The organism is Streptomyces sp. NBC_00385, from assembly GCF_035917155.1.
Classification (GTDB): domain Bacteria; phylum Actinomycetota; class Actinomycetes; order Streptomycetales; family Streptomycetaceae; genus Streptomyces; species Streptomyces poriferorum.
In genome coordinates this window covers 2362070-2383707 of record NZ_CP107951.1, presented here as the reverse complement: position 1 = coordinate 2383707, position 21638 = coordinate 2362070, and the positions used below count along the sequence as shown (strand labels likewise).

Below are 21638 nucleotides of genomic sequence, written 5' to 3'. Positions count from 1 at the left end.
CTAGGGGCTGTGCGCGGCCCTTCGCCTTCATAGCGTGACCCGCAATGGTGCGGTTCCTTGGTGAATTCCGTCCGGTGACGGGCGACAATTGTGTGGAGTGCAGATGACTGAGTCGGAAAACTTCGTCTCTGGCACCGACGGTGTGCCGGACGGGGGTACGGAGCGGCAGGCCGCACTCGTGCGTGAGCTGGAATCCCTCCCCACCTCGGAGCAGACCCGGGTGCTGCTGGACCTGGTGCGCGAGCACACCTCGGCCGTCGTGCGGCAGACCCGGCCGGACACCACACGGACCGTGGACCCGGCACGCGCCTTCCGCGAGCTGGGGCTCGACTCCGTGGCGCTGGTGGCCCTGCACGCCCGGCTGATCGCGGCCACCGGCCTCCCGCTGCCCCCTACCGTCGCCTTCGACCACCCCTCACCGGCCGCCCTCGCCGCACATCTGCGCACCGAGGCGCTGGGCCTGCCGGACCTGCCCGATCCGGTCGTCGCGCCGGGCATCGCGACCGACGACCCGATCGCCGTCGTCGGCATCGGCTGCCGCTACCCCGGTGACGTGTCGTCGCCCGAGGATCTGTGGCGACTGGTCGCCGACGGAACGCACATCCGCGACGACTTCCCCACCGATCGCGGCTGGAACCTGGACCGCCTCTTCGACGACGACCCCACGACCCCCGGCACCACCTATGCCCGCCACGGCGGGTTCCTGTCCGGCGCAGCCGAGTTCGACGCCGACTTCTTCTCCGTCAGCCCTCGTGAAGCCCTCGCCATGGACCCGCAGCAGCGTCTCGTGCTGGAGACCGTGTGGGAGGCCGTGGAGCGGGCCGGCATCGACGCGCAGACCCTGCGCTCCAGCCGGACCGGCGTCTTCGTCGCCGCGGAGCCGCAGGAGTACGCGATGCGCCTGCACGAAGCACCTGACGGTCTGGACGGATATCTGCTCAGTGGCAACGCTCCCAGCGTGGTCTCCGGCCGGGTCGCCTACACACTCGGTCTGGAAGGCCCCGCGCTGACCGTCGACACGGCCTGCTCGGGTTCGCTGGTCGGCCTCCACCTCGCCGTCCAGTCCCTGCGGCGCGGCGAGTGCACCCTCGCGCTGGCCGGCGGGGTCGCCGTCATGGGCAGCCCCGGCGTGTTCACCGCGTTCAGCCGGCAGCGCGGTCTCGCGGCCGACGGCACGGTCAAGGCGTTCGCCGCCGCCGCGGACGGCACGGCGTTCGCCGAGGGCGCCGGTGTGTTCGTCCTGGAACGCCTCTCCGACGCACGGGCCAACAACCACCCCGTCCTCGCCGTCATACGCGGCACGGCCATCAACCAGGACGGGGCGTCCAACGGCCTGACCGCACCCAGCGGCCGCGCCCAGCGCCAGGTCATCCGCCAGGCACTCGCGGACGCCGGACTCACCGCCGGCGAGGTCGACGCCGTCGAGGCGCACGGCACCGGCACCACGCTCGGCGACCCCATCGAGGCCCAGGCGCTGCTGGCCACCTACGGGCAGGAGCGCACCGGGGGACCGGCCTGGCTCGGTTCGGTGAAGTCCAACATCGGGCACACCCAGGCGGCGGCGGGCTCGGCCGGACTGATCAAGATGATCATGGCGATGCGTCACGGGCTGCTGCCCGCGACACTGCACGTGGACGCGCCCTCGCCCAACGTCGACTGGTCGGCGGGAGAGGTCCGGCTGCTGACCGAACCCGTGCCATGGGTGCCCGGCGAACGCCCCCGCAGGGCCGCCGTCTCCTCCTTCGGCGTCAGCGGCACCAACGCCCACATCGTCGTCGAGGAACCGCCGGCCGGGAGCGCGCAGAGCGACGCCGGGGGCGACGGCGCCGCGGCCGACGAGGGCCTGCTGCCGGCGGCTCTCTCCGCGAAGAGCGAGGCAGCCCTGCGCGACCAGGCGCGACGCCTGCTGACACACGTCGAGAACACCCCGGGCACCCGGCCGCTCGACCTCGCCCACTCCCTGGCGACCACCCGCTCCGCGCTGCCGCACCGTGCCGTGGTGCTCGCCGGTGACCACTCGGGCCTCCTGGACGGACTGCGCGCCGTGGCCGACGGCCGTGAAGTCCCGGGCGTGTTCACCTCGGTCGCCGAAGGCGGTGGCACCGCGTTCCTCTTCACCGGTCAGGGCAGCCAGCGTCTGGCCATGGGGCGTCGGCTGTACGACGCCTACCCGGTCTATGCCAAGGCCCTCGACAACGCCATCGGCTATCTCGATCTCCAGCTCGACCGCTCCCTGTGGGACGTCCTGTTCGCCGACGAGGGCACCCCCGACGCGGCTCTGCTGGACCGCACCATGTACGCGCAGGCGGCCCTCTTCGCCGTCGAGATCGCCCTGTTCAGGCTCCTGGAGTCCTGGGGCGTTCGCCCCGACTACGTGGCCGGGCACTCCATCGGCGAGCTGACCGCCGCCCATGCCGCCGGTGTGCTCTCGCTCGACGACGCCGCCACCCTCGTCGCCGCACGCGGCCGGCTGATGCAGGAGCTGCCGGAGGGCGGCGCCATGATCGCGGTGGAGGCCGACGAGGCGACGGTGGAGCCACTCCTCGCGCACTGCCGCGACACGGTGAGCATCGCCGCGGTCAACGGCCCCCGCTCGGTCGTCCTGTCCGGCGACGAGGCCGCGGTTACCGCCCTCGCCGCCCGGCTGGAGGCCGACGGCCACCGCACCAAGCGGCTCCGGGTCAGCCACGCGTTCCACTCGCCGCTGATGACACCCATGCTCGAAGAGTTCCGGCAGATCACCCGGATCCTCACCTACACCGCGCCGAAGATCCCCGTCGTCTCCGCCCTCACCGGCGGGCTCGCCACCGCCGAGGAACTCACCGATCCCGAGTACTGGGTACGGCACATCGGCGCGCCCGTACGCTTCCACGACGCCGTCGCCTCCCTCACGGACCGGGGCGTCGCCACCTTCCTCGAGCTCGGTCCCGACCCGGTGCTCTGCGCCATGGGCCGCGCGAGCACCGGTTCGTCCGCGGTGTTCATCCCGCTCCTGCGACGCGGGCACGACGACCCGCAGCAGTTGCTCACCGCCGTGGCTGTCGCCCACACGCGTGGCACGCGCATCGACTGGAACGCCTTCTTCGCCGGTTCCGGCGCCCGTCGCGTCGAGCTGCCCACCTATGCCTTCCAGCGCGAGCGGTTCTGGCTCAGTGCCCCCGACGCCGCCCAGGACGCGACGGCACTCGGCCAGATGGCCGCCGACCACCCCCTGCTGGGCGCGGTGGTGGGCCTCGCGGACACCGGGGGAGCCGTTCTCACCGGACGGGTCTCGCTGCGCTCGCACCCCTGGCTCGCCGACCATGTGATCGACGGCCATGTCCTGCTGCCCGGAACCGCGTTCGTCGACCTCGCGGTCCGGGCCGGTGAACAGACCGGCTGCGAACGCCTCGACGAACTCGTCATGGCGGCCCCGCTGACCCTGCCCACCACGGGCGGTGTCGCCCTCCAGATCGTCGTCGACGCCCCCGACCCCGCCGGACTGCGCGCCGTCGCCTTCTACTCACGCGACGAGGACGCCCCCGCCGACGCCCCGTGGACCCGTCACGCGACCGGCCGCCTCGCCCCCCGGAACCCCTCCGGGCCGCAGACCGCGGACTTCGCGGCCGGCACCTGGCCGCCTCCCGGTGCCGAGCCCCTCGACATCACCGGCCTCTACGGTGACCTGGCCACGCAGGGCTACGAGTACGGGCCCGCCTTCCACGGACTGCGAGCCGTGTGGAGGGGCGGGGAGGGCGAAGTGTTCGCCGAGGTGCGGCTGCCCGGGACGGCCGGCGACCCGCCCTCCGCCTACGGACTCCACCCCGCGCTCCTCGACGCGGTCCTGCACGCCACCGACTTCGCCACAGCGGCCGACACGGACACCCCGGACGACCGCATCCTGCTGCCCTTCGCCTGGACCGGAGTCACCCTGCACACGGCGGGCGCGGCCATGCTGCGGGTACGCGTCACCGCCACCGGCACCGACGAGGTCGCCCTCGAACTGGCCGATGACGCCGGAACCCCCGTGGCCTCCGTCGACTCCTTCCTCGTCCGGCCCCTCGCCGCCGGCGGACTGGCCGCCACCGCCCACCCCGACGCTCTCCACCACGTCCGGTGGATCCCGCTGCCGGCCCCCGCCGCCATCCGGCCGGCCCCCGACGCCGCCGTCCACATCTGCCCCGTACCGGCAGGTCCCGATATCGCTGCCGACGTCCGTACCGTCCTCGGGGCCACGCTGGCGGCGATACGGGACCGGCTCGCCGACGAGCGGTCCGCCACCGCGCGGCTGACCGTGCTCACCCGGGGCGCGGTTGCCGCCGTCGCGGGCGAACCGGCCGCGCTCGCCCAGGCGCCCGCCTGGGGTCTGGTGCGCTCGGCCCAGGCCGAACACCCCGGCCGCTTCCTCCTGCTCGACACCGACGGATCCCTCGACACGGACGAGCTGCTGCGCCTCACCGCCGACACGGACGAACCAGAAATCGCCCTGCGCGAGGGACAGCTGTACGTACCCCGGCTGACCCGCACCACGCAGGCACCGGACACCGCCGCCGCCGCACCCTGGCGCACCGACGGCACCGTACTGATCACCGGTGGCACCGGCGGCGTCGGCGCCACGGTCGCCCGGCACCTGGTCACCGCACACGGCGTACGCGGACTGCTGCTCACCGGCCGCCGGGGCGTGGATGCCCCCGGCGCCGAGGAGCTGCGGGCCGAGCTGACCGCACTCGGCGCAGAGGTCGTGATCGCCGCCTGCGACGCGGCCGACCGCGATGCGATGGCCGAGACCCTGGCCGCCGTACCGGAGGGGCTGCCGCTGAGCGCCGTGGTGCACGCGGCGGGGGTGCTCGACGACGCACTGGTCGACTCCCTCGACGACGCCCGCCTGGACACCGTCCTGCGGCCCAAGGCCGACGGCGCCTGGCATCTGCACGAACTCACCCGCGACATGGACCTGTCGGCATTCGTCCTGTTCTCCTCCACCGCCACCGTGCTGGACGGTGCCGGACAGGGAAACTACGCCGCCGCCAACGTTTTCCTCGACGCCCTGGCCACCCACCGCGCCGCCCTCGGACTCCCCGCGACCTCGCTCGCCTGGGGGCTGTGGACCGGCACCGGCGGTATGGGCGGCACCCTCGACGAGGCCGCGCTGCGGCGCATCGAACGCCTCGGCCTCCAACCCCTGTCCGTCGCGGAGAACCTCGCCCTCCTGGACCGTGCGGTCACCACCGCGGACCACCCGGCCGTCATGCCCGTACGCCTGAACCTGCGCACGCTCAACGCCCGCGCCGGTGACGTACCGGCCCTCCTTCGCGCTCTGGTCCGTCCGGTGCGCCGCGCCGTGGGCGGTGGCGGGATCAGGGTCGAGCAGTCCCTCGCGCGCAGCCTGGCCGGCCTGACCCGCTCGGAGCGTGGCGAGGCCCTCCTCGACCTGGTCCGTACCCAGGTGGCCGCCGTCCTCGGCCACGACGGACCCGAACGCGTCGTCACCACACGGGCGTTCAACGAGATGGGCTTCGACTCCCTCGCAGCCGTCGAACTCCGCAACCGGCTCGGCTCCGCCACCGGCCTGCCCCTGACGGCCACCCTCGTCTTCGACTACCCCTCGCCCGGAGCCCTCGCCGACCATCTGGCCTCCCGGCTCGGCGGCGACACGGAACGACGGGCCGGCCTGCCCGCCCCGGCCGCTGCCACCGCCTCCGACGACGACCCCATCGCCATCGTCTCCATGGCCTGCCGCTACCCCGGCGGCGTCACCTCGCCCGAGGAGCTGTGGCAGCTCGTCGAGGAGGGGCGCGATGTCGTCTCGGCGTTCCCCACCGACCGCGGCTGGGCCACCGACATCCACGACACCGTGCCCGGCACACCGGGCAAGAGCCTCACCGACCAGGGCGGCTTCCTCTACGGGGCGGCGGACTTCGATGCCGAGTTCTTCGGCATCAGCCCCCGCGAGGCGCAGGCCATGGACCCCCAGCAGCGACTGCTGCTGGAGATCGCCTGGGAGACCGTCGAACGCGCGGGCATCGACCCGCACGCCCTGCGCGGCAGCGACACCGGTGTGTTCGCCGGTGTGATGTACCACGACTGGGGGCTGCGGCTGGGCCCGCTGCCCGAGCACGTGGCCGGGTACCACGGCAACGGCAGCCTCGCCAGCGTGGTCTCCGGACGGGTCGCCTACACCCTGGGTATCGAAGGCCCGGCCGTCACCGTCGACACCGCCTGCTCGTCCTCGCTCGTCGCCCTGCACTGGGCCGCCCAGGCGCTGCGCCGCGGCGACTGCAGCCTCGCCCTCGCGGGCGGCGTCACCGTCATGTCCACCCCCGACACGTTCGTCGACATGAGCCGGCAGCGAGGCCTGGCCACCGACGGGCGGTGCAAGTCGTTCGGCAGCGGTGCCGACGGCACCGGCTGGGGCGAGGGTGTCGGCATGCTCCTGCTGGAGCGGCTCTCCGACGCCGAACGCAACGGTCACCGGGTCCTCGGTCTCGTCCGGGGCTCCGCCGTCAACTCCGACGGGGCCTCCAACGGTCTGACTGCACCCAACGGGCCCGCTCAACAGCGCGTCATTCGGCGTGCGTTGAGCGTTGCCGGCCTCACCCCGGCCGACGTCGACGCCGTCGAGGGCCATGGCACCGGCACCGTCCTCGGCGACCCGATCGAGGCGCAGGCGCTGCTGGAGACCTACGGCCAGGAGCGCCCGTCGGACGACAGCCCACTGCTGCTCGGCTCCATCAAGTCCAACATGGGCCACACCCAGGCGGCGGCCGGCGTGGCGGGCATCATCAAAATGGTGCAGGCGATGCGTCACGGCACCCTGCCCGCGACCCTGCACGCCGACGAGCCGTCACCCCAGGTGGACTGGGAATCCGGCGCCGTCGCGCTGCTGACCGGTCCCACCGTCTGGCCCGCGCACGGTCGCCCGCGCCGCGCCGGGGTGTCGTCGTTCGGCATCAGCGGCACCAACGCCCACGTGATCATCGAGGAGCCGCCCGCCTCCACGCCGCAGGACGCGCCAGAGCCCGCCGGGCCCCCTACCACCCTGGTCACCTGGCCGATCTCGGCGAGGACCCCGGACGCGGTGAGCGCCCAGGCGGCACGCCTGCTCAGCCACCTCGCGACGGTCCCCGACGACGCCCTCGCCGCGACGGGCCACGCCCTCGCGACGACCCGCGCGGCTCTGGACCACCGCGCCGTCGCGATCGGCGCCGACCGTACCGAACTCGCCGCCGCTCTGGAGGCGTTGGCCTCCGGCGGCGGGCCGGTGCGGGACGCCGTCAGCGAGGGCAAGGTCGCGTTCCTGTTCACGGGTCAGGGTGCGCAGCGGTTGGGGATGGGCCGGGAGTTGTATGGGGCGTTTCCGGTGTTCGCGGCGGCGTTCGACGATGTGCTCACGGAGTTGGATGTCCGGCTGGGCGTGAGTCTGCGTGAGGTGGTGTGGGGTGAGGATGCCGGTCTGTTGAGCGGGACGATGTTCGCTCAGGCGGGGTTGTTCGCGGTGGAGACGGCGTTGTTCCGGTTGGTGGAGTCGTGGGGTGTGCGGCCGGACTATCTGGTGGGTCATTCGGTGGGTGAGATTGCCGCTGCCCATGTGTCGGGTGTGCTGTCGTTGGCGGATGCGGCTGAGTTGGTGGTGGCGCGTGGTCGGTTGATGCAGGGGTTGCCGGCGGGTGGGTCGATGGTGGCGGTGGAGGCGACGGAGGCTGAGGTTCTTCCGTTGCTGAATGCTGAGGTGGGGATCGCGGCGGTCAACGGGCCGCGTTCCGTGGTCGTCTCGGGTGCGGAGTCGGCGGTTCGCGAGCTCGTCGCGACGTTCGAAGGTCAGGGGCGTAGGACGAGTGTGTTGCGGGTGTCGCATGCGTTCCATTCGCCTTTGATGGAGCCGATGTTGGCGGAGTTCGGGGCGGTGGTGGCCGGGCTGTCGTTCGGGGCCGCGTCGATTCCCGTGGTGTCGGGTGTGTCCGGGGACCTGGCGGAAGGATGGGGCGCCGCGGACTACTGGGTGCGGCATGTGCGGGAGGCTGTGCGGTTCGCCGACGCGGTCCGGTTCCTGGAGGACCGGGGCGTCACCTCGTACATCGAGATCGGACCGGACGCCGTGCTCAGCGGCATGGGCCAGGACTGCGTCCAGGACACGGAGGCGACGGCGTTCGTCCCGTCGCTGCGACGGAGCCGGCCCGAGGTCCGCGAACTCCTCGCTGCCGTCGGTCGCGTCCACACACGAGGTGTCACCGTCGCATGGGACGCCTTCTTCGGTCTCCGTGGCACCGGGCAGGGCCCGGACCTGCCCACCTACGCCTTCCAGCACCAGCGCTACTGGCTCGACCTGGCCACCGCCCCCGGCGACCTGGACGCGGCCGGCCTCGAAGCCGTCACCCACCCCCTGCTCAGCGCCGCCGTGGCGACACCGGACGACGGCGGGGTCGTCCTCACCGGACGGCTCGCGACCGGCACCCAGCCATGGCTCGCGGACCACGGCGTGCTGGGCAGCGTGCTGCTGCCGGGCACCGCTTTCGTCGAGCTGGCGGTCCGGGCGGGCGACCACGTCGGCTGCGGCCGGATCGAGGAGCTGCTCCTCGAAGCGCCGTTGACACTGCCGGCCCGCGGAGGTGTGGCCCTGCGCGTCGTCGTCGGCGCACCGGACCCCTCCGGCGCCTGCACCGTCAGCATCCACTCCCGCGGCTCCTCGGACCCCGACGCGCCCTGGACCCGGCACGCCCACGGCACCCTCACCCGTGAGGCACCCGAACCCGCCTTCGACCTCACCCAGTGGCCGCCGGCCGGCGCCACCCCGGTCGACGTCGACTCCGCCTACGAGCGGCTGCGCGAGCGCGGCTACGCGTACGGCCCCGCCTTCCAGGGCCTGCGCGCGGCGTGGCGGCGCGGCGACGACGTGTTCGCCGAGGTCGCCCTCGACGGTGCCGCCCGCGACGAGGCGGCGGCCTTCGGACTGCACCCCGCGCTCCTCGACGCGGCCATGCACGCCGATCTGCTGACGGATTCGGCCGACGACGCGGCCACGCTGCTGCCCTTCTCGTGGAACGGCGTCACCCTGCACGCCGCCGGAACCCCTTCGCTGCGCGTCCACATCCAGCGGATACGCGGCGACGAGGTGTCCGCCATCCTGGTCGCCGACGAGAGCGGCGCACCGGTGGCCACCGTGGAGTCGCTCGTCTCCCGTCCTGTCTCGCCGGAACAGATCGCGGCAGCCTCCGGAGCACGGTCCGCCTCCCTCCACCGGATCGTCTGGCAGCGGACGGACCGTGCCCCCGCGGACGCCGGCGCCACCTCCGCGTACGCCGTCCTGCACTGCCCGGCGGCGCCCGAGGGCCAGGACGTGCCGGAAGCGGCGCGTGCCCTCGCGCACAGGGTGCTCGGCGAGATACGCGACCGGCTCGACGATCCCGAGGCGGGCACCGCCCCCCTCGTCGTGGTTACCCGGCGCGCCGTGCCCGTGCGGTCCGGCGAGGACGTGGACCCGGCCCAGGCCCCCGTATGGGGGCTGGTACGTGCCGCGCAGGCCGAGAACCCGGGCCGGTTCCACCTGCTCGACGTCGAGGACGGGCCCGAGGCGACGGAGGCCGTCATCGCGGCCGCGGCCGCGTCCGGCGAACCCGAATCCGCCGTGCGCGGCGGGGAGTCGTGGGTGCCCCGGCTGGGCATCGCCACCCCACCCGAGCCCGCATCGCCCGCCCCGTGGGACACCGGGGGCACGGTGCTGATCACCGGAGGCACCAGCGGACTCGGCGCCCTCGTCGCGCGCCACCTCGTCACCGAACACGGTGTGCGGCACCTCCTGCTGGCCGGCAGACGTGGCCCGGGCACACCCGGTGCGGATGCACTCGCCGCCGAACTGACGGGCCTCGGCGCCCAGGTGAAGATCGCCGCGTGCGACGTGGCCGACCGTGACGCCCTGGCCACCCTGCTCGGCGGGATCGACGCCGACCGCCCACTGCGCGCCGTCGTGCACGCCGCCGCGGTCGCGGACGGCGGCCTGGTCGGCAGCCTCACGCCCGAACGGTTCGACGCCGTCCTGCGCCCCAAGGCCGAGGGCGCCTGGAACCTCCACGAACTGACCAGGGACACCGATCTCACCGCCTTCGTCATGTTCTCCTCGGCGGGCGGCCTCGTCCTCGCCGCCGGGCAGGGCGACTACGCGGCGGCCAACGTCTTCCTGGACGCGCTCGCCACCCACCGCACGGCGGCCGGACTGCCCGCGACGTCGATCGCGTTCGGCATGTGGGACGTCAGCACCGGGCTCGGCGGCGACCTCACCGAAGCCGACCTGGACCGGATGCGCCGCCTCGGCCTGCCGGCGCTCCCCGCCGACCGGGGCCTGGAGCTCTTCGACGCCGCCCTCGTCGCCGAGGACGCCGTCGTCGTCCCCCTCACCATCGACGCGGCGGCGCTCGCCGCTCGCAGCGACGAGGTGCCCGCACTGCTGCGCGGCAGGGGGCGTGCTCCCGCCCGCCGCACCGTACGGGCGACCGCCACCGGCTCCGCCCTGGAACGCCGCCTGGCCGGCGCGACACCGGACGAGCGGGCCCGCATTCTGCTGGACACGGTCCGCACCCAGGTCGCCTCCGTCCTCGGCCATGCGACCCCCGAGGCGGTCGGACCCGACACGGCCTTCCGCGATCAGGGTTTCGACTCCCTCGCCGCAGTGGAACTGCGCAACCTGCTGGCCGGCTCCACAGGGCTGCGACTGCCCGCCACGCTGGTCTTCGACTACCCCAACTCCCGTGCCGTGGCCGGGTATCTCGACACCCTGCTCACCGGCACGACCACCTCCGCGGCGCCCGCCGCCACCCCGCTCGCGGCCTTCGACGACGACCCGATCGCCGTGGTGGCCATCAGCTGCCGCTTCCCCGGCGGCGTCCGCTCACCCGAGGACCTGTGGGACCTCGTCGCGGACGGTGTCGACGCCATCGGCGACTTCCCCGCCGACCGTGGCTGGGACGCCGACGCCCTCTACGACCCCGAACCGGGACTCCCCGGCCGCACCTACGTGCGCGAAGGCGGATTCCTCTACGACGCGGCGGAGTTCGACCCCGGGTTCTTCGGCATCATGCCGCGCGAGGCCCTGGCGATGGACCCGCAGCAGCGGCTGCTGCTCCAGTCCGCATGGGAGACCTTCGAGCGGGCCGGCATCGACCCGGAGACGCTGCGCGGCAGCCAGACCGGTGTGTACGCCGGTGTGATGTACCACGAGTACGGCAGCCGGGTCACCGACGTTCCCGACGACCTGGCCGGATACCTCGGCAACGGCAGCGCGGGCAGCATCGCCTCAGGCCGCGTCGCCTACGCGCTGGGCCTCGAAGGGCCCGCCGTCACGGTCGACACCGCCTGCTCCTCCTCCCTGGTCAGCCTCCACATGGCCTGCCAGGCGCTGCGCACCGGCGAGATCGACCTCGCCCTGGCCGGCGGTGTCACCGTCATGCCGACCCCGGAGATCTTCGTCGACTTCAGCCGGCAGCGCGGACTCGCGGCCGACGGACGCTCCAAGGCGTTCGCGGGCGCGGCCGACGGCACGAGCTGGGCCGAGGGCGTCGGCCTCCTGCTGGTGGAGCGCCTCTCCGACGCCCGCCGCAACGGGCACCCCGTCCTCGCGGTGGTCCGGGGAAGCGCCATCAACCAGGACGGCGCCTCCAACGGTCTGACCGCCCCCAACGGCCCCTCCCAGCAGCGCGTCATCCGCAAGGCCCTGTCGGCAGCGGGTCTCACCCCGGCCGATGTGGACGCGGTGGAGGGACACGGCACCGGCACCCGGCTGGGCGACCCGATCGAGGCGCAGGCCCTGCTCGCCACGTACGGTCAGGACCGCCCCGCCGACCGTCCGCTGTGGCTGGGCTCGGTCAAGTCGAACATCGGGCACGCCCAGGCCGCCGCCGGGGTCAGCGGCGTCATCAAGATGGTGATGGCCCTGCGCAACGGCCTGCTGCCCCGGACCCTGCACGTCGACGAGCCGTCACCACAGGTGGACTGGGAGACCGGCGGCGTACGACTGCTGACCGAGCCGGTCGACTGGGCGGCGCGGGACCGGCCCAGGCGGGCAGGCGTCTCCTCGTTCGGGCTCAGCGGTACCAACGCCCACGTCATCATCGAGGAGGCGCCGGCGGCCGAGGGCGGCGAACCGGACGGCACTGCCGCCCCGCTGCCCCCCGCCCCGCTGTCCGTCGTACCACTGCCGCTCTCCGCGCGGAGTGCCACGGCGCTCACGGCTCAGGCGGAGCGTCTGCTCGCGCACGTGGAGGCCCACCCCGACGCGTCGCCGGTCGATATCGGCTTCTCGTTGGGTACGACGCGTGCGGTGCTGGATCACCGTGCGGTGGTGCTGGCCTCGGATCGTGGGGCGGCGGTGCGTGCGCTGTCGGATCTGGCGGCGGGCCGGGAGTGCGCGGATGTGGTGATGTCGGCGGGTTCTTCCGCGGAGGGGCTGACGGCGTTCCTGTTCACGGGTCAGGGTGCGCAGCGTCTCGGTATGGGGCGTGAGTTGTACGGGGCGTTCCCGGTGTTCGCGGAGGCGTTCGACGCCGTCACCGCAGAGCTGGATGCCCGGCTGGGTTGCTCCCTGCGTGAGGTGGTGTGGGGTGAGGACGCCGAGCTGCTGAACGGAACGATGTTCGCCCAGGCCGGGTTGTTCGCGGTGGAGACGGCGTTGTTCCGGCTGGTGGATTCGTGGGGCGTACGTGCCGATGTGGTGGCGGGGCATTCGATCGGTGAGATCACGGCCGCGCACGTCGCGGGCGTGCTGTCGCTGACGGACGCGGCTGAACTCGTTGTGGCGCGGGGGCGTTTGATGCAGGCACTTCCGGCCGGTGGGGTGATGGTGGCGGTGGCGGCTTCGGAGGCGGAGGTGCTTCCGTTGCTGGGTGGTGGTGTGGGGCTGGCGGCGGTGAACGGTCCGTCGGCGGTGGTGGTGTCGGGGTCGGAGAAGGAGACGCTCGCGGTCGCGGAGCACTTCGCGGGGCTGGGGCGTCGGACGAAGCGGCTGGCCGTGTCGCACGCCTTCCACTCACCGCTCATGGAACCCATGCTCGACGCCTTCCGAAAGGTCGCCGAGTCACTCTCGTACGCCGCACCCTCGATACGCGTCGTGTCCCACGTGACGGGAGCCGAGGCGACCGCGGAGCAACTGACCTCGCCCGAGTACTGGGTACGTCATGTGCGCGAGGCCGTCCGGTTCGCCGACGGCATCGCCCACCTCTCGGACCAGGGCGTCACCCGCTTCGTGGAACTCGGACCCGACGCGGTGCTCACCGCACTCGCCGAGGCCACCGCACCCGACTCGCCCGGCACCCTCACGGTGCCCGTCCTGCGCAAGGGCCGGCCCGAGGTCCCCACCCTGCTCACCGCCCTCGCCCGGCTGCACGTCGCCGGCCCCGTCATCAGCTGGGCCGACGTCCTCGACGGCCGCGGCGGCCGCAAGGTCGAGCTGCCCACGTACGCATTCGACCGGACCACGTACTGGCTCGACGCCCCCGACCCCGTCGGCGGCGACGTGACCGGCCTCGGCCAGACCGCCGCCGCGCACCCGCTGCTCAGCGCCGTGGTCGCCTCCCCGGAGGCCGGCGGTGTGGTGCTCACCGGGCGGCTCTCCGTCCGCACCCACCCCTGGCTCGCCGACCACGACGTTCTCGGGACCGTGCTGCTCCCCGGCACCGGCTACATCGAACTGGCCATCCGGGCCGGTGAGGAAGTCGGCTGCGAGGTGGTGGAGGAACTCACCATCGAGGCACTGATGCCGCTCCCGCCCCACGGCGGACTTGCCGTCCAGGTCGTCGTCGACGCACCCGACGCGGGCGGGCGCTGCTCACTCGCCGTCTACTCCCGCGCCGACGACGCTCCGGCGGGCGCGGCCTGGAGCAAGCACGCCAGCGGCGTACTCGCCCCGGGAAGCGGACAGGCGCCGCCCGCCGGAGCCTTCGCCCCCGCCCCGGCCGACTGGCCGCCCACAGGCGCGACCGAGGTCGACATCTCCGGGGTGTACGACTACCTCACCGGCCAGGGATACGGCTACGGCCCCATGTTCCGGGGCCTGCGCGGCATCTGGTCCCGGGGCCGTGAGACGTTCGCGGAGGTGTCACTGCCGGAGGACTCCCTGGACGTCGGCAAGGACTTCCGGCTCCACCCCTCCATCCTCGACGCGGCGCTGAGCGCCACCGACTTCATGGACGGACGCCGCCCCCAGGACGTCGGCGGCACCCAACTGCCGTTCGCCTGGTCCGGAGTCACCCTGCACGCCGCAGGCTCCTCGCGGCTGAGAGTGCGCATCACCGCCGTCGAATCCCACCGGTCACAGGGGTCCGACGCGGTACGTCTCGAACTCACCGACCCCACCGGCACCCCGGTCGCCACCATCGACTCCCTGGTGGTCCGTCCCGTCACAGCGGCGAAGGTCAACGCGGCCGCAGCCGCGGGAGGCGGCGGCGCGCACGAGACCGTGTTCCAACTGGTCACCCAGCAACTGCCCCTCGGCGCATCCGTCGCCGCGGCCACCGACCGCTGGGCGGTGCTCGGTACCGGCCCCGACGGCACTGCCGCGGCCTGGCCCGGCACGGCGTACCGGGACCTCTCCGGCCTCGGCGCCGCACTGACCGACGGCGCCCCGCTGCCCGACGTCGTCGTCCTGCCCGTACCCCGCGCCACGGATCACGAGGACATTCCGGCGGCCGTCCGCTCCGTCACCGGCCAGATCCTCGCCACGCTCCAGTCCTGGCTGGCGGACGAGCGGTACGCCCGGTCCCGCCTCATGGTGGTCACCCGTGACGCCCTGCCCCTCCAGGAGGCCGACGCCGGCGGCGTGGACCTGGTCCAGGCACCGGTGTGGGGGCTGCTGCGTTCCGCCCAGGAGGAGTACCCCGGCCGTTTCGTCCTCGTCGACTCCGACGGCAGCGACACGGCGCGCGAGTCGCTGGCCGCGGTGGCCGCGTCCGGAGAACCCGAAGCGATCCTGCGCGGCGCCGAAGTCCGGGTGCCCCGCCTGGCCCGGGTGACAGCGGCGGCACCCACCACGCCCCTGCCCTGGGACGCCGAGGGAACCGTACTGATCACCGGAGGAACCAGCGGCCTCGGCGCTGTCGTCGCCCGCCACCTGGTGGAACGGCACGGCGTACGCCATCTCCTGCTCGCCGGACGACGCGGCCAGGACGCGCCGGGCGCCACCGAGCTCCGCGACGTACTGCACGAACTCGGCGCCCGCGTCACCCTCGCGGCCTGCGACACGTCCGACCGCGCGGCCGTCGACGAACTGCTGAGCGCTGTACCCGCCGAACACCCGCTGACGGCGGTGGTCCACGCAGCCGCCGTCATGGACAACGCGCTGTTCGCCGCCCTCACCCCGGCACAGGTCGACACGGTCATGCGCCCCAAGGTGGACGCGGCCTGGAATCTGCACGAGGCGACACGCGGCCTGGATCTGAAGGCATTCATCCTCTTCTCCTCCTGCGCCGGCCTGGTCGTCGGAGTCGGTCAGGCCAACTACGCCGCCGCCAACCGCTTCCTGGACGCCCTCTCCGCACACCGGCGCGCGGCCGGGCTTCCCGGCACGTCCCTCGCGTTCGGCCTCTGGGAGACCAGAACCGGCCTCGGGGGCGGCGTGACCCACGCCGACCTGCGGCGCATGCGCATCATGGGCATGCCCGCCCTGCCGACGGCCGAGGGCCTGGCCCTGCTCGACGAGGCCCTGGAACTCGACCGGCCGGTCCTCGTGCCGATCCGGGTGGAGCGCGACCAGCACGCCCCGGCCGAACCGCCGTACCTGCTGAAGGACGTGCTCGGCGCACCGGAACGGCCCACTGCCCGCAAGGAGGTCCGCGCACCCGCCGTCACCGCGACGGTCACGCAGGCGGCCGAACTCACCCTGGAACAACGGCTGTCCGGCATGAAGGCGGCCGAACGCCGCCGCACGGTACTCGACGTCGTACGCGAACAGGTCGCCGGAGTCAGCCACAGCGTCCCGGCCACCATCGACGTCTCCAAGGGCTTCACCGAGCTCGGCCTCGACTCGCTCGCGGCGATCGATCTCCGTAACCGGCTCCAGAAGGCCACTGGCCTCCGACTCCCGGCGACACTCATGTTCGACTACCCCAGTCCGACGGTGCTGGCCAACTTCCTCCTCGACGAACTCCCTTCGGACGTCGACGAGAACACACCGGACACACCCGTCGCCTCCGCACCGGGCGGGCCCGTGACCGCGGAGACCGACGCCTCCATCCGGCAGACCCTCGCGGACACCCCGGTCGACGCGCTCCGCGAGTCCGGCCTGCTGGACGCACTGCTGAAACTCGCCGCACGACCCGCGGCACCCGCACCCGCCACCCGATCCGGCACGAACGCCCCGCACGACGTGGCCGTGGCGGCCGGCGAAGCGATCAGGACCATGGACGTCGACGACCTGGTGCGCGCCGCGCTCGCGTCCGCCGACCCGACCCGGAACCCGAGCGAGGGCTGAGGACATCATGGAAGCATCTGTAGAGCAGCTGGTTGCAGCCCTCCGCTCGACCATGGTCGAGAACGAACGCCTGCGGTCGGCCAACGACCGCCTCACCGGAGACGCCACCGAGCCGATCGCGATCGTGGGTATGGCGTGTCGTTATCCGGGTGGGGTGGGTTCTCCGGATGAGTTGTGGGATCTGGTGGTGGAGGGCCGGGACGGTGTGTCGGGGTTTCCGGTGGATCGTGGGTGGGATGTGGAGGGGCTCTACGATCCGGAGCCGGGGAAGCCGAATCGTACGGTGACGCGTGAGGGTGGGTTTCTGTACGACGCGGCTGATTTCGATGCCGGGGTGTTCGGGATCTCGCCGCGTGAGGCGTTGGGGATGGATCCGCAGCAGCGGTTGTTGCTGGAGGCGTCGTGGGAGGCGGTGGAGAGTGCGGGGATCGATCCCCTCTCCCTGAAGGGCAGCCGGACCGGCGTCTTCGCCGGTGTCATGTACCACGACTACGGACCCGGCACGAGTGACGGCAGCCTCGTCACCGGCCGCGTGGCCTTCACGCTCGGCCTCGAAGGCCCTGCCGTCACCGTCGACACCGCGTGCTCGTCGTCCCTCGTCGCCCTCCACTGGGCAGGGCAGGCACTGCGCCGGGGAGACTGCTCGATGGCGCTGGTCGGTGGCGTGACGGTGATGACGACGCCGGACATGTTCCTCTACTTCAGCCACCAGCGCGGCATGGCCAGGGACGGCCGCTGCAAGTCGTTCGCCGCCGATGCCGACGGCACCGGCTGCTCGGAGGGCGTCGGCGTCCTCATGGTCGAGCGCCTCTCCGACGCCCGACGGAACGGCCACCCGGTCCTCGCCGTGGTCCGGGGCAGCGCCATCAACCAGGACGGCGCGTCGAGCGGGATGACCACCCCGAACGGCCCGTCGCAGCAACGCGTGATCCGCGCGGCGCTGGAGAACGCCGGGATCACGACCACGGACGTGGATCTGGTGGAGGCGCACGGGACGGGGACGCGGTTGGGTGATCCGATCGAGGCGCAGGCGCTGCTGGCGACGTATGGGCAGGGTCGCCCGGAGGGTGATCCGCTGTGGCTGGGCTCGCTGAAGTCGAACCTGGGCCACACGCAGGCGGCCGCCGGTGTGGGTGGGGTGATCAAGGCGGTGCAGGCGATCCGGCACGGTGTGCTACCGAAGTCCCTGCACTCGCAGACGCGTTCGCCCCACGTGGACTGGGATGCGGGTGCGGTGGAGTTGTTGACGGAGTCGCGGGCGTGGCCGGTGCGGGATCGTCCGAGGCGTGCAGGTGTGTCGTCGTTCGGCCTGAGTGGGACGAACGCGCATGTGATTGTGGAGCAGGCTCCGGCGACGGACGAGCCGGAGACCGAAGCGGTGAACGGGCTCTCCGTCGTCCCCGTCGTGCTGTCGGCGCAGAGCGGGAGCGGCCTCCTGGACCAGGCCACGCGGTTGCTGGGCCGGGTGGCGGGTGAGTCCTCTCCGTCGTTGTTGGATGTGGGTTTTTCGTCGGTGGTGTCGCGTGCGGTGTTGGAGCATCGTGCGGTGGTGGCGGCTTCGGGCCGTGAGGAGTTGGTGCGGGGTCTGACGGCGCTGGTGGAGGGTGAGGCGTCGGCTTCGGTGGTGCGGGGGTCGGCCCGGCCGGCTGGTGCTACGGCCTTCTTGTTCACGGGGCAGGGTGCGCAGCGGTTGGGGATGGGCCGGGAGCTGTATGAGGCGTATCCGGTGTTCGCAGCGGCGTTCGACGATGTGCTCACGGAGCTGGACGCCCGGCTGGGCGTGAGTCTGCGTGAGGTGGTGTGGGGTGAGGATGCCGGTCTGTTGAACGGGACGATGTTCGCTCAGGCGGGGTTGTTCGCGGTGGAGACGGCGTTGTTCCGGTTGGTGGAGTCGTGGGGGGTGCGGCCGGACTATCTGGTGGGTCATTCGGTCGGTGAGATTGCCGCTGCCCATGTGTCGGGTGCGCTGTCGTTGGCGGATGCGGCTGAGTTGGTGGTGGCACGTGGTCGGTTGATGCAGGCGTTGCCGGCGGGCGGGTCGATGGTGGCGGTGGAGGCGACGGAGGCTGAGGTCCTTCCGTTGCTGAACGGTGAGGTGGGGATCGCGGCGGTCAACGGGCCGCGTTCCGTGGTCGTCTCGGGCACGGAGTCGGCGGTTGCTGATCTGGTGGGGAAGTTTGCCGGTGAGGGCCGCAGGACGAGTGTGTTGCGGGTGTCGCACGCCTTCCACTCGCCTTTGATGGAGCCGATGTTGGCGGAGTTCGGGGCGGTGGTGGCCGGGCTGTCGTTCGGTGCTGCGTCGATTCCGGTGGTGTCGGGTGTGTCCGGGGACCTGGCGTCGGACTGGGGTTCGGCGGAGTACTGGGTGCGGCATGTGCGGGAGGCGGTGCGGTTCGCGGATGCGGTGTCGTTCGTGGTGTCGCGTGGGGTGACGTCGTTCGTCGAGATCGGTCCGGACGGGGTCCTGTGCGGGATGGCGCAGCAGTCGGTGGACGCGGAGGCCGCGGTCTTCGTTCCGCTGGTGCGTAAGGGGCGTCCTGAGGTGGCGGCGACGGTTACCGCGCTGGGGCAGTTGCATGTGAGTGGTGTGCCGGTGGACTGGGCCGGGTTCTTCGAGGGCACCGGCGCCCGTCGCGTCGATCTGCCGACGTATGCGTTTCAGCGTGAGCGTTTCTGGTTGGAGAGCGTGGGCGGTGGGGATGCGGGCGGCCTGGGGCAGGTCGTGGTGGATCATCCGGTGCTGGGCGCGGCGGTGTCGTTGCCGGATTCGGGTGGTGTGGTGTTGACGGGGCGGTTGTCGGTGGAGGGGATGGGGTGGTTGGGGGATCACGTGGTGTTGGGGTCGTTGTTGTTGCCGGGGGCGGCGTTTGTGGAGTTGGCGGTGAAGGCCGCTGATGAGGTGGGTTGTGGGGTGGTGGAGGAGTTGACGTTGCGGGCGCCGTTGGTTGTTCCGGAGCGTGGTGGTGTGGCGTTGCAGGTGGTGGTGGGTGGTCCGGATGAGGCGGGTTCTCGTTCGGTGCGGGTGCATTCACGTCGGGAGAGTGCGGGTGCGGGTGGGGCGTGGGTGTTGCACGCGGATGGTGTGGTGGGTGGTGGCGCGGGGGAGCCGGTGCCGTCGTTCGACCTCACCGAATGGCCCCCGCCCGGAGCAACAGCCGTACGAACGAGCGATGCCTACGAGCTGCTCCACAAGCAGGGTTACGTCTACGGCCCCGTCTTCCGGGGGCTCAAAGCCGCGTGGCGGCGAGGCGACGACGTCTTCGCCGAGGTCGAGCTGCCCGAGCAGGCGCACGGTGACGCCGAACGCTTTGGTCTCCACCCCGCTCTGCTCGACGCGACCATGCACGCGTTGGGAGTCGGTGAGGATGTCACGGGCGACGAGCCGACCGAGCTTCCCTTCACCTGGACGAACGTGTCCCTGCATGCCGCCGGTGCCCGCTCGCTGCGGGTGAGGCTCTCGCCCCACGGTGTCAGCAGCCGCACGCTGAGCCTGGCCGACCAGGACGGCGCCCCTGTGGCCACGGTCGGCGGACTCATGTTCCGTCCGGTGTCGGTGGAGCAGTTGGCGGGGTCGGGTGTGGGTGGTGGGTTGCATGAGGTGGTGTGGCGGCCGTTGGTGTCGGCTGGGGGTGTTGCTGGTGGTGGTGTGTCGGTGCCGAGGGTGTTTGAGGTGCCGGTGTCGGTGGGTGTGGATCCGGTGGTGGGTGTGCGGTCGGTGTTGGGTGGGGTGTTGGGGGCGGTTCAGGGGTGGTTGGAGGCTGATGAGGCTGGTCCGTTGGTGGTGGTGACGCGTGGTGCGGTTTGTGTGGGTGGTGATGTGGGGGTGGATGTGTGTCAGGCGCCGGTGTGGGGGTTGGTGCGGGCGGCTGAGGCGGAGAATCCGGGTCGGTTCGTGTTGGTGGATGTGGATCCGGTGGGTGGTTCGTTCGCTGATGTTGCGGGTGTGGTGTTGGGGTCGGGTGAGCCGGAGGTTGCGGTGCGTGGGGGTGAGGTTCTGGTTCCGCGTCTGGTCGAAGTGGCTGCTGCGGAGGCCGTTCCGGACACGGTGGTGGATGGGGCGGTGTTGGTGACGGGTGGTACCGGGGGTTTGGGTGGTTTGGTGGCCCGGCATCTGGTGGAGGTGCGTGGGGTGCGGCGTCTGGTGCTGGCGGGGCGTCGGGGGATGGAGGCCCCCGGTGTCGATGAACTGTGTGGCGTTCTGCGTGGGTTGGGTGCTGAGGTGTCGGTGGTGGCGTGTGACATGTCGGACCGGTCCGCGGTGGTGGGTCTGGTGGAGGGTGTGGGTGCTGGTCTGGTGGGTGTGGTGCATGCGGCGGGTGCGGGTGACAACGGTCTGGTGGGGTCGATGGATGGGGCTCGGTTGGATCGGGTGTTGGGTGCGAAGGCGGATGGTGCCTGGTACTTGCATGAGCTGACACGTGAGCGTGAGTTGGCGTTCTTCGTGATGTTCTCGTCGGCGGGTGGTTCGGTGCTGGCGGCGGGTCAGGCGAACTACGCGGCGGCGAACGTGTTCCTGGACGCGCTCGCGGTGCATCGCCGGGCGGAGGGACTGCCGGCCACCTCCCTCGCGTACGGGCTGTGGGACGTCGCCACGGGCCTGACCGAGACCATCGACGACGATGTCCGCCTCATGGCGGCACGCGGCCTCCCGGCCCTCGCCCCGGCCGACGCACTCCGGCTCTTCGATGCCGGCCTGCGCTCCCAGTTGCCGGCGCTGGTGCCGCTCGCCGTCGACGTACCGACCCTGAAGGCGAAGCCGGGTGCGCTGCACCCCCTTCTGCGGGACATGGTCCCCGCCGGGGCCGGCCCCGTGGTCCGGAGCCGCACGAGGAGCGCCGATCCCGCCGCGCTCGTCGCCCGTCTTGCCGGACTGGGCACCGAGGACCGCGAACGGGCCCTGCTGGACCTGGTGCGCGGTCACGCCGCCGCCGTTCTGGGGCACTCGGGCGCCGAGGCCGTCCCGGCCGAGCGCGGATTCCTCGACATCGGATTTGACTCGCTGACGGCTCTGGAACTCAGGACCCGACTGGGTGAGGTGACCGGCTGCCGGCTGGCACCGACCCTGATCTTCGACCACCCCTCGGCCGCCGATCTTGCCACGCACCTGCGCACGACGCTCTTCGGCGAGGACACCCCCGCGGACGACCTCAGTGCGGCCACCGCGGACGAGCTGTTCGACATTCTCGACGGCGAAGCGTAATGCCCTCCG

At 72.3% G+C, this 21638-nt stretch carries 1 protein-coding gene and 1 pseudogene; both read left to right on the top strand.

Annotated features, from left to right (window positions below):
• Nucleotides 1–103 precede the first annotated feature (103 nt).
• Nucleotides 104–16429: a type I polyketide synthase gene (locus OG959_RS10230; protein WP_326657849.1), complete on the top strand. Its 16326-nt coding sequence runs from the start codon at nucleotides 104–106 to the stop codon at nucleotides 16427–16429.
• Nucleotides 16430–16538: 109 nt separating this feature from the next.
• A pseudogene (locus OG959_RS10225) lies at nucleotides 16539–21629 on the top strand (beta-ketoacyl synthase N-terminal-like domain-containing protein); the annotation flags it as partial.
• Nucleotides 21630–21638: the final 9 nt, after the last annotated feature.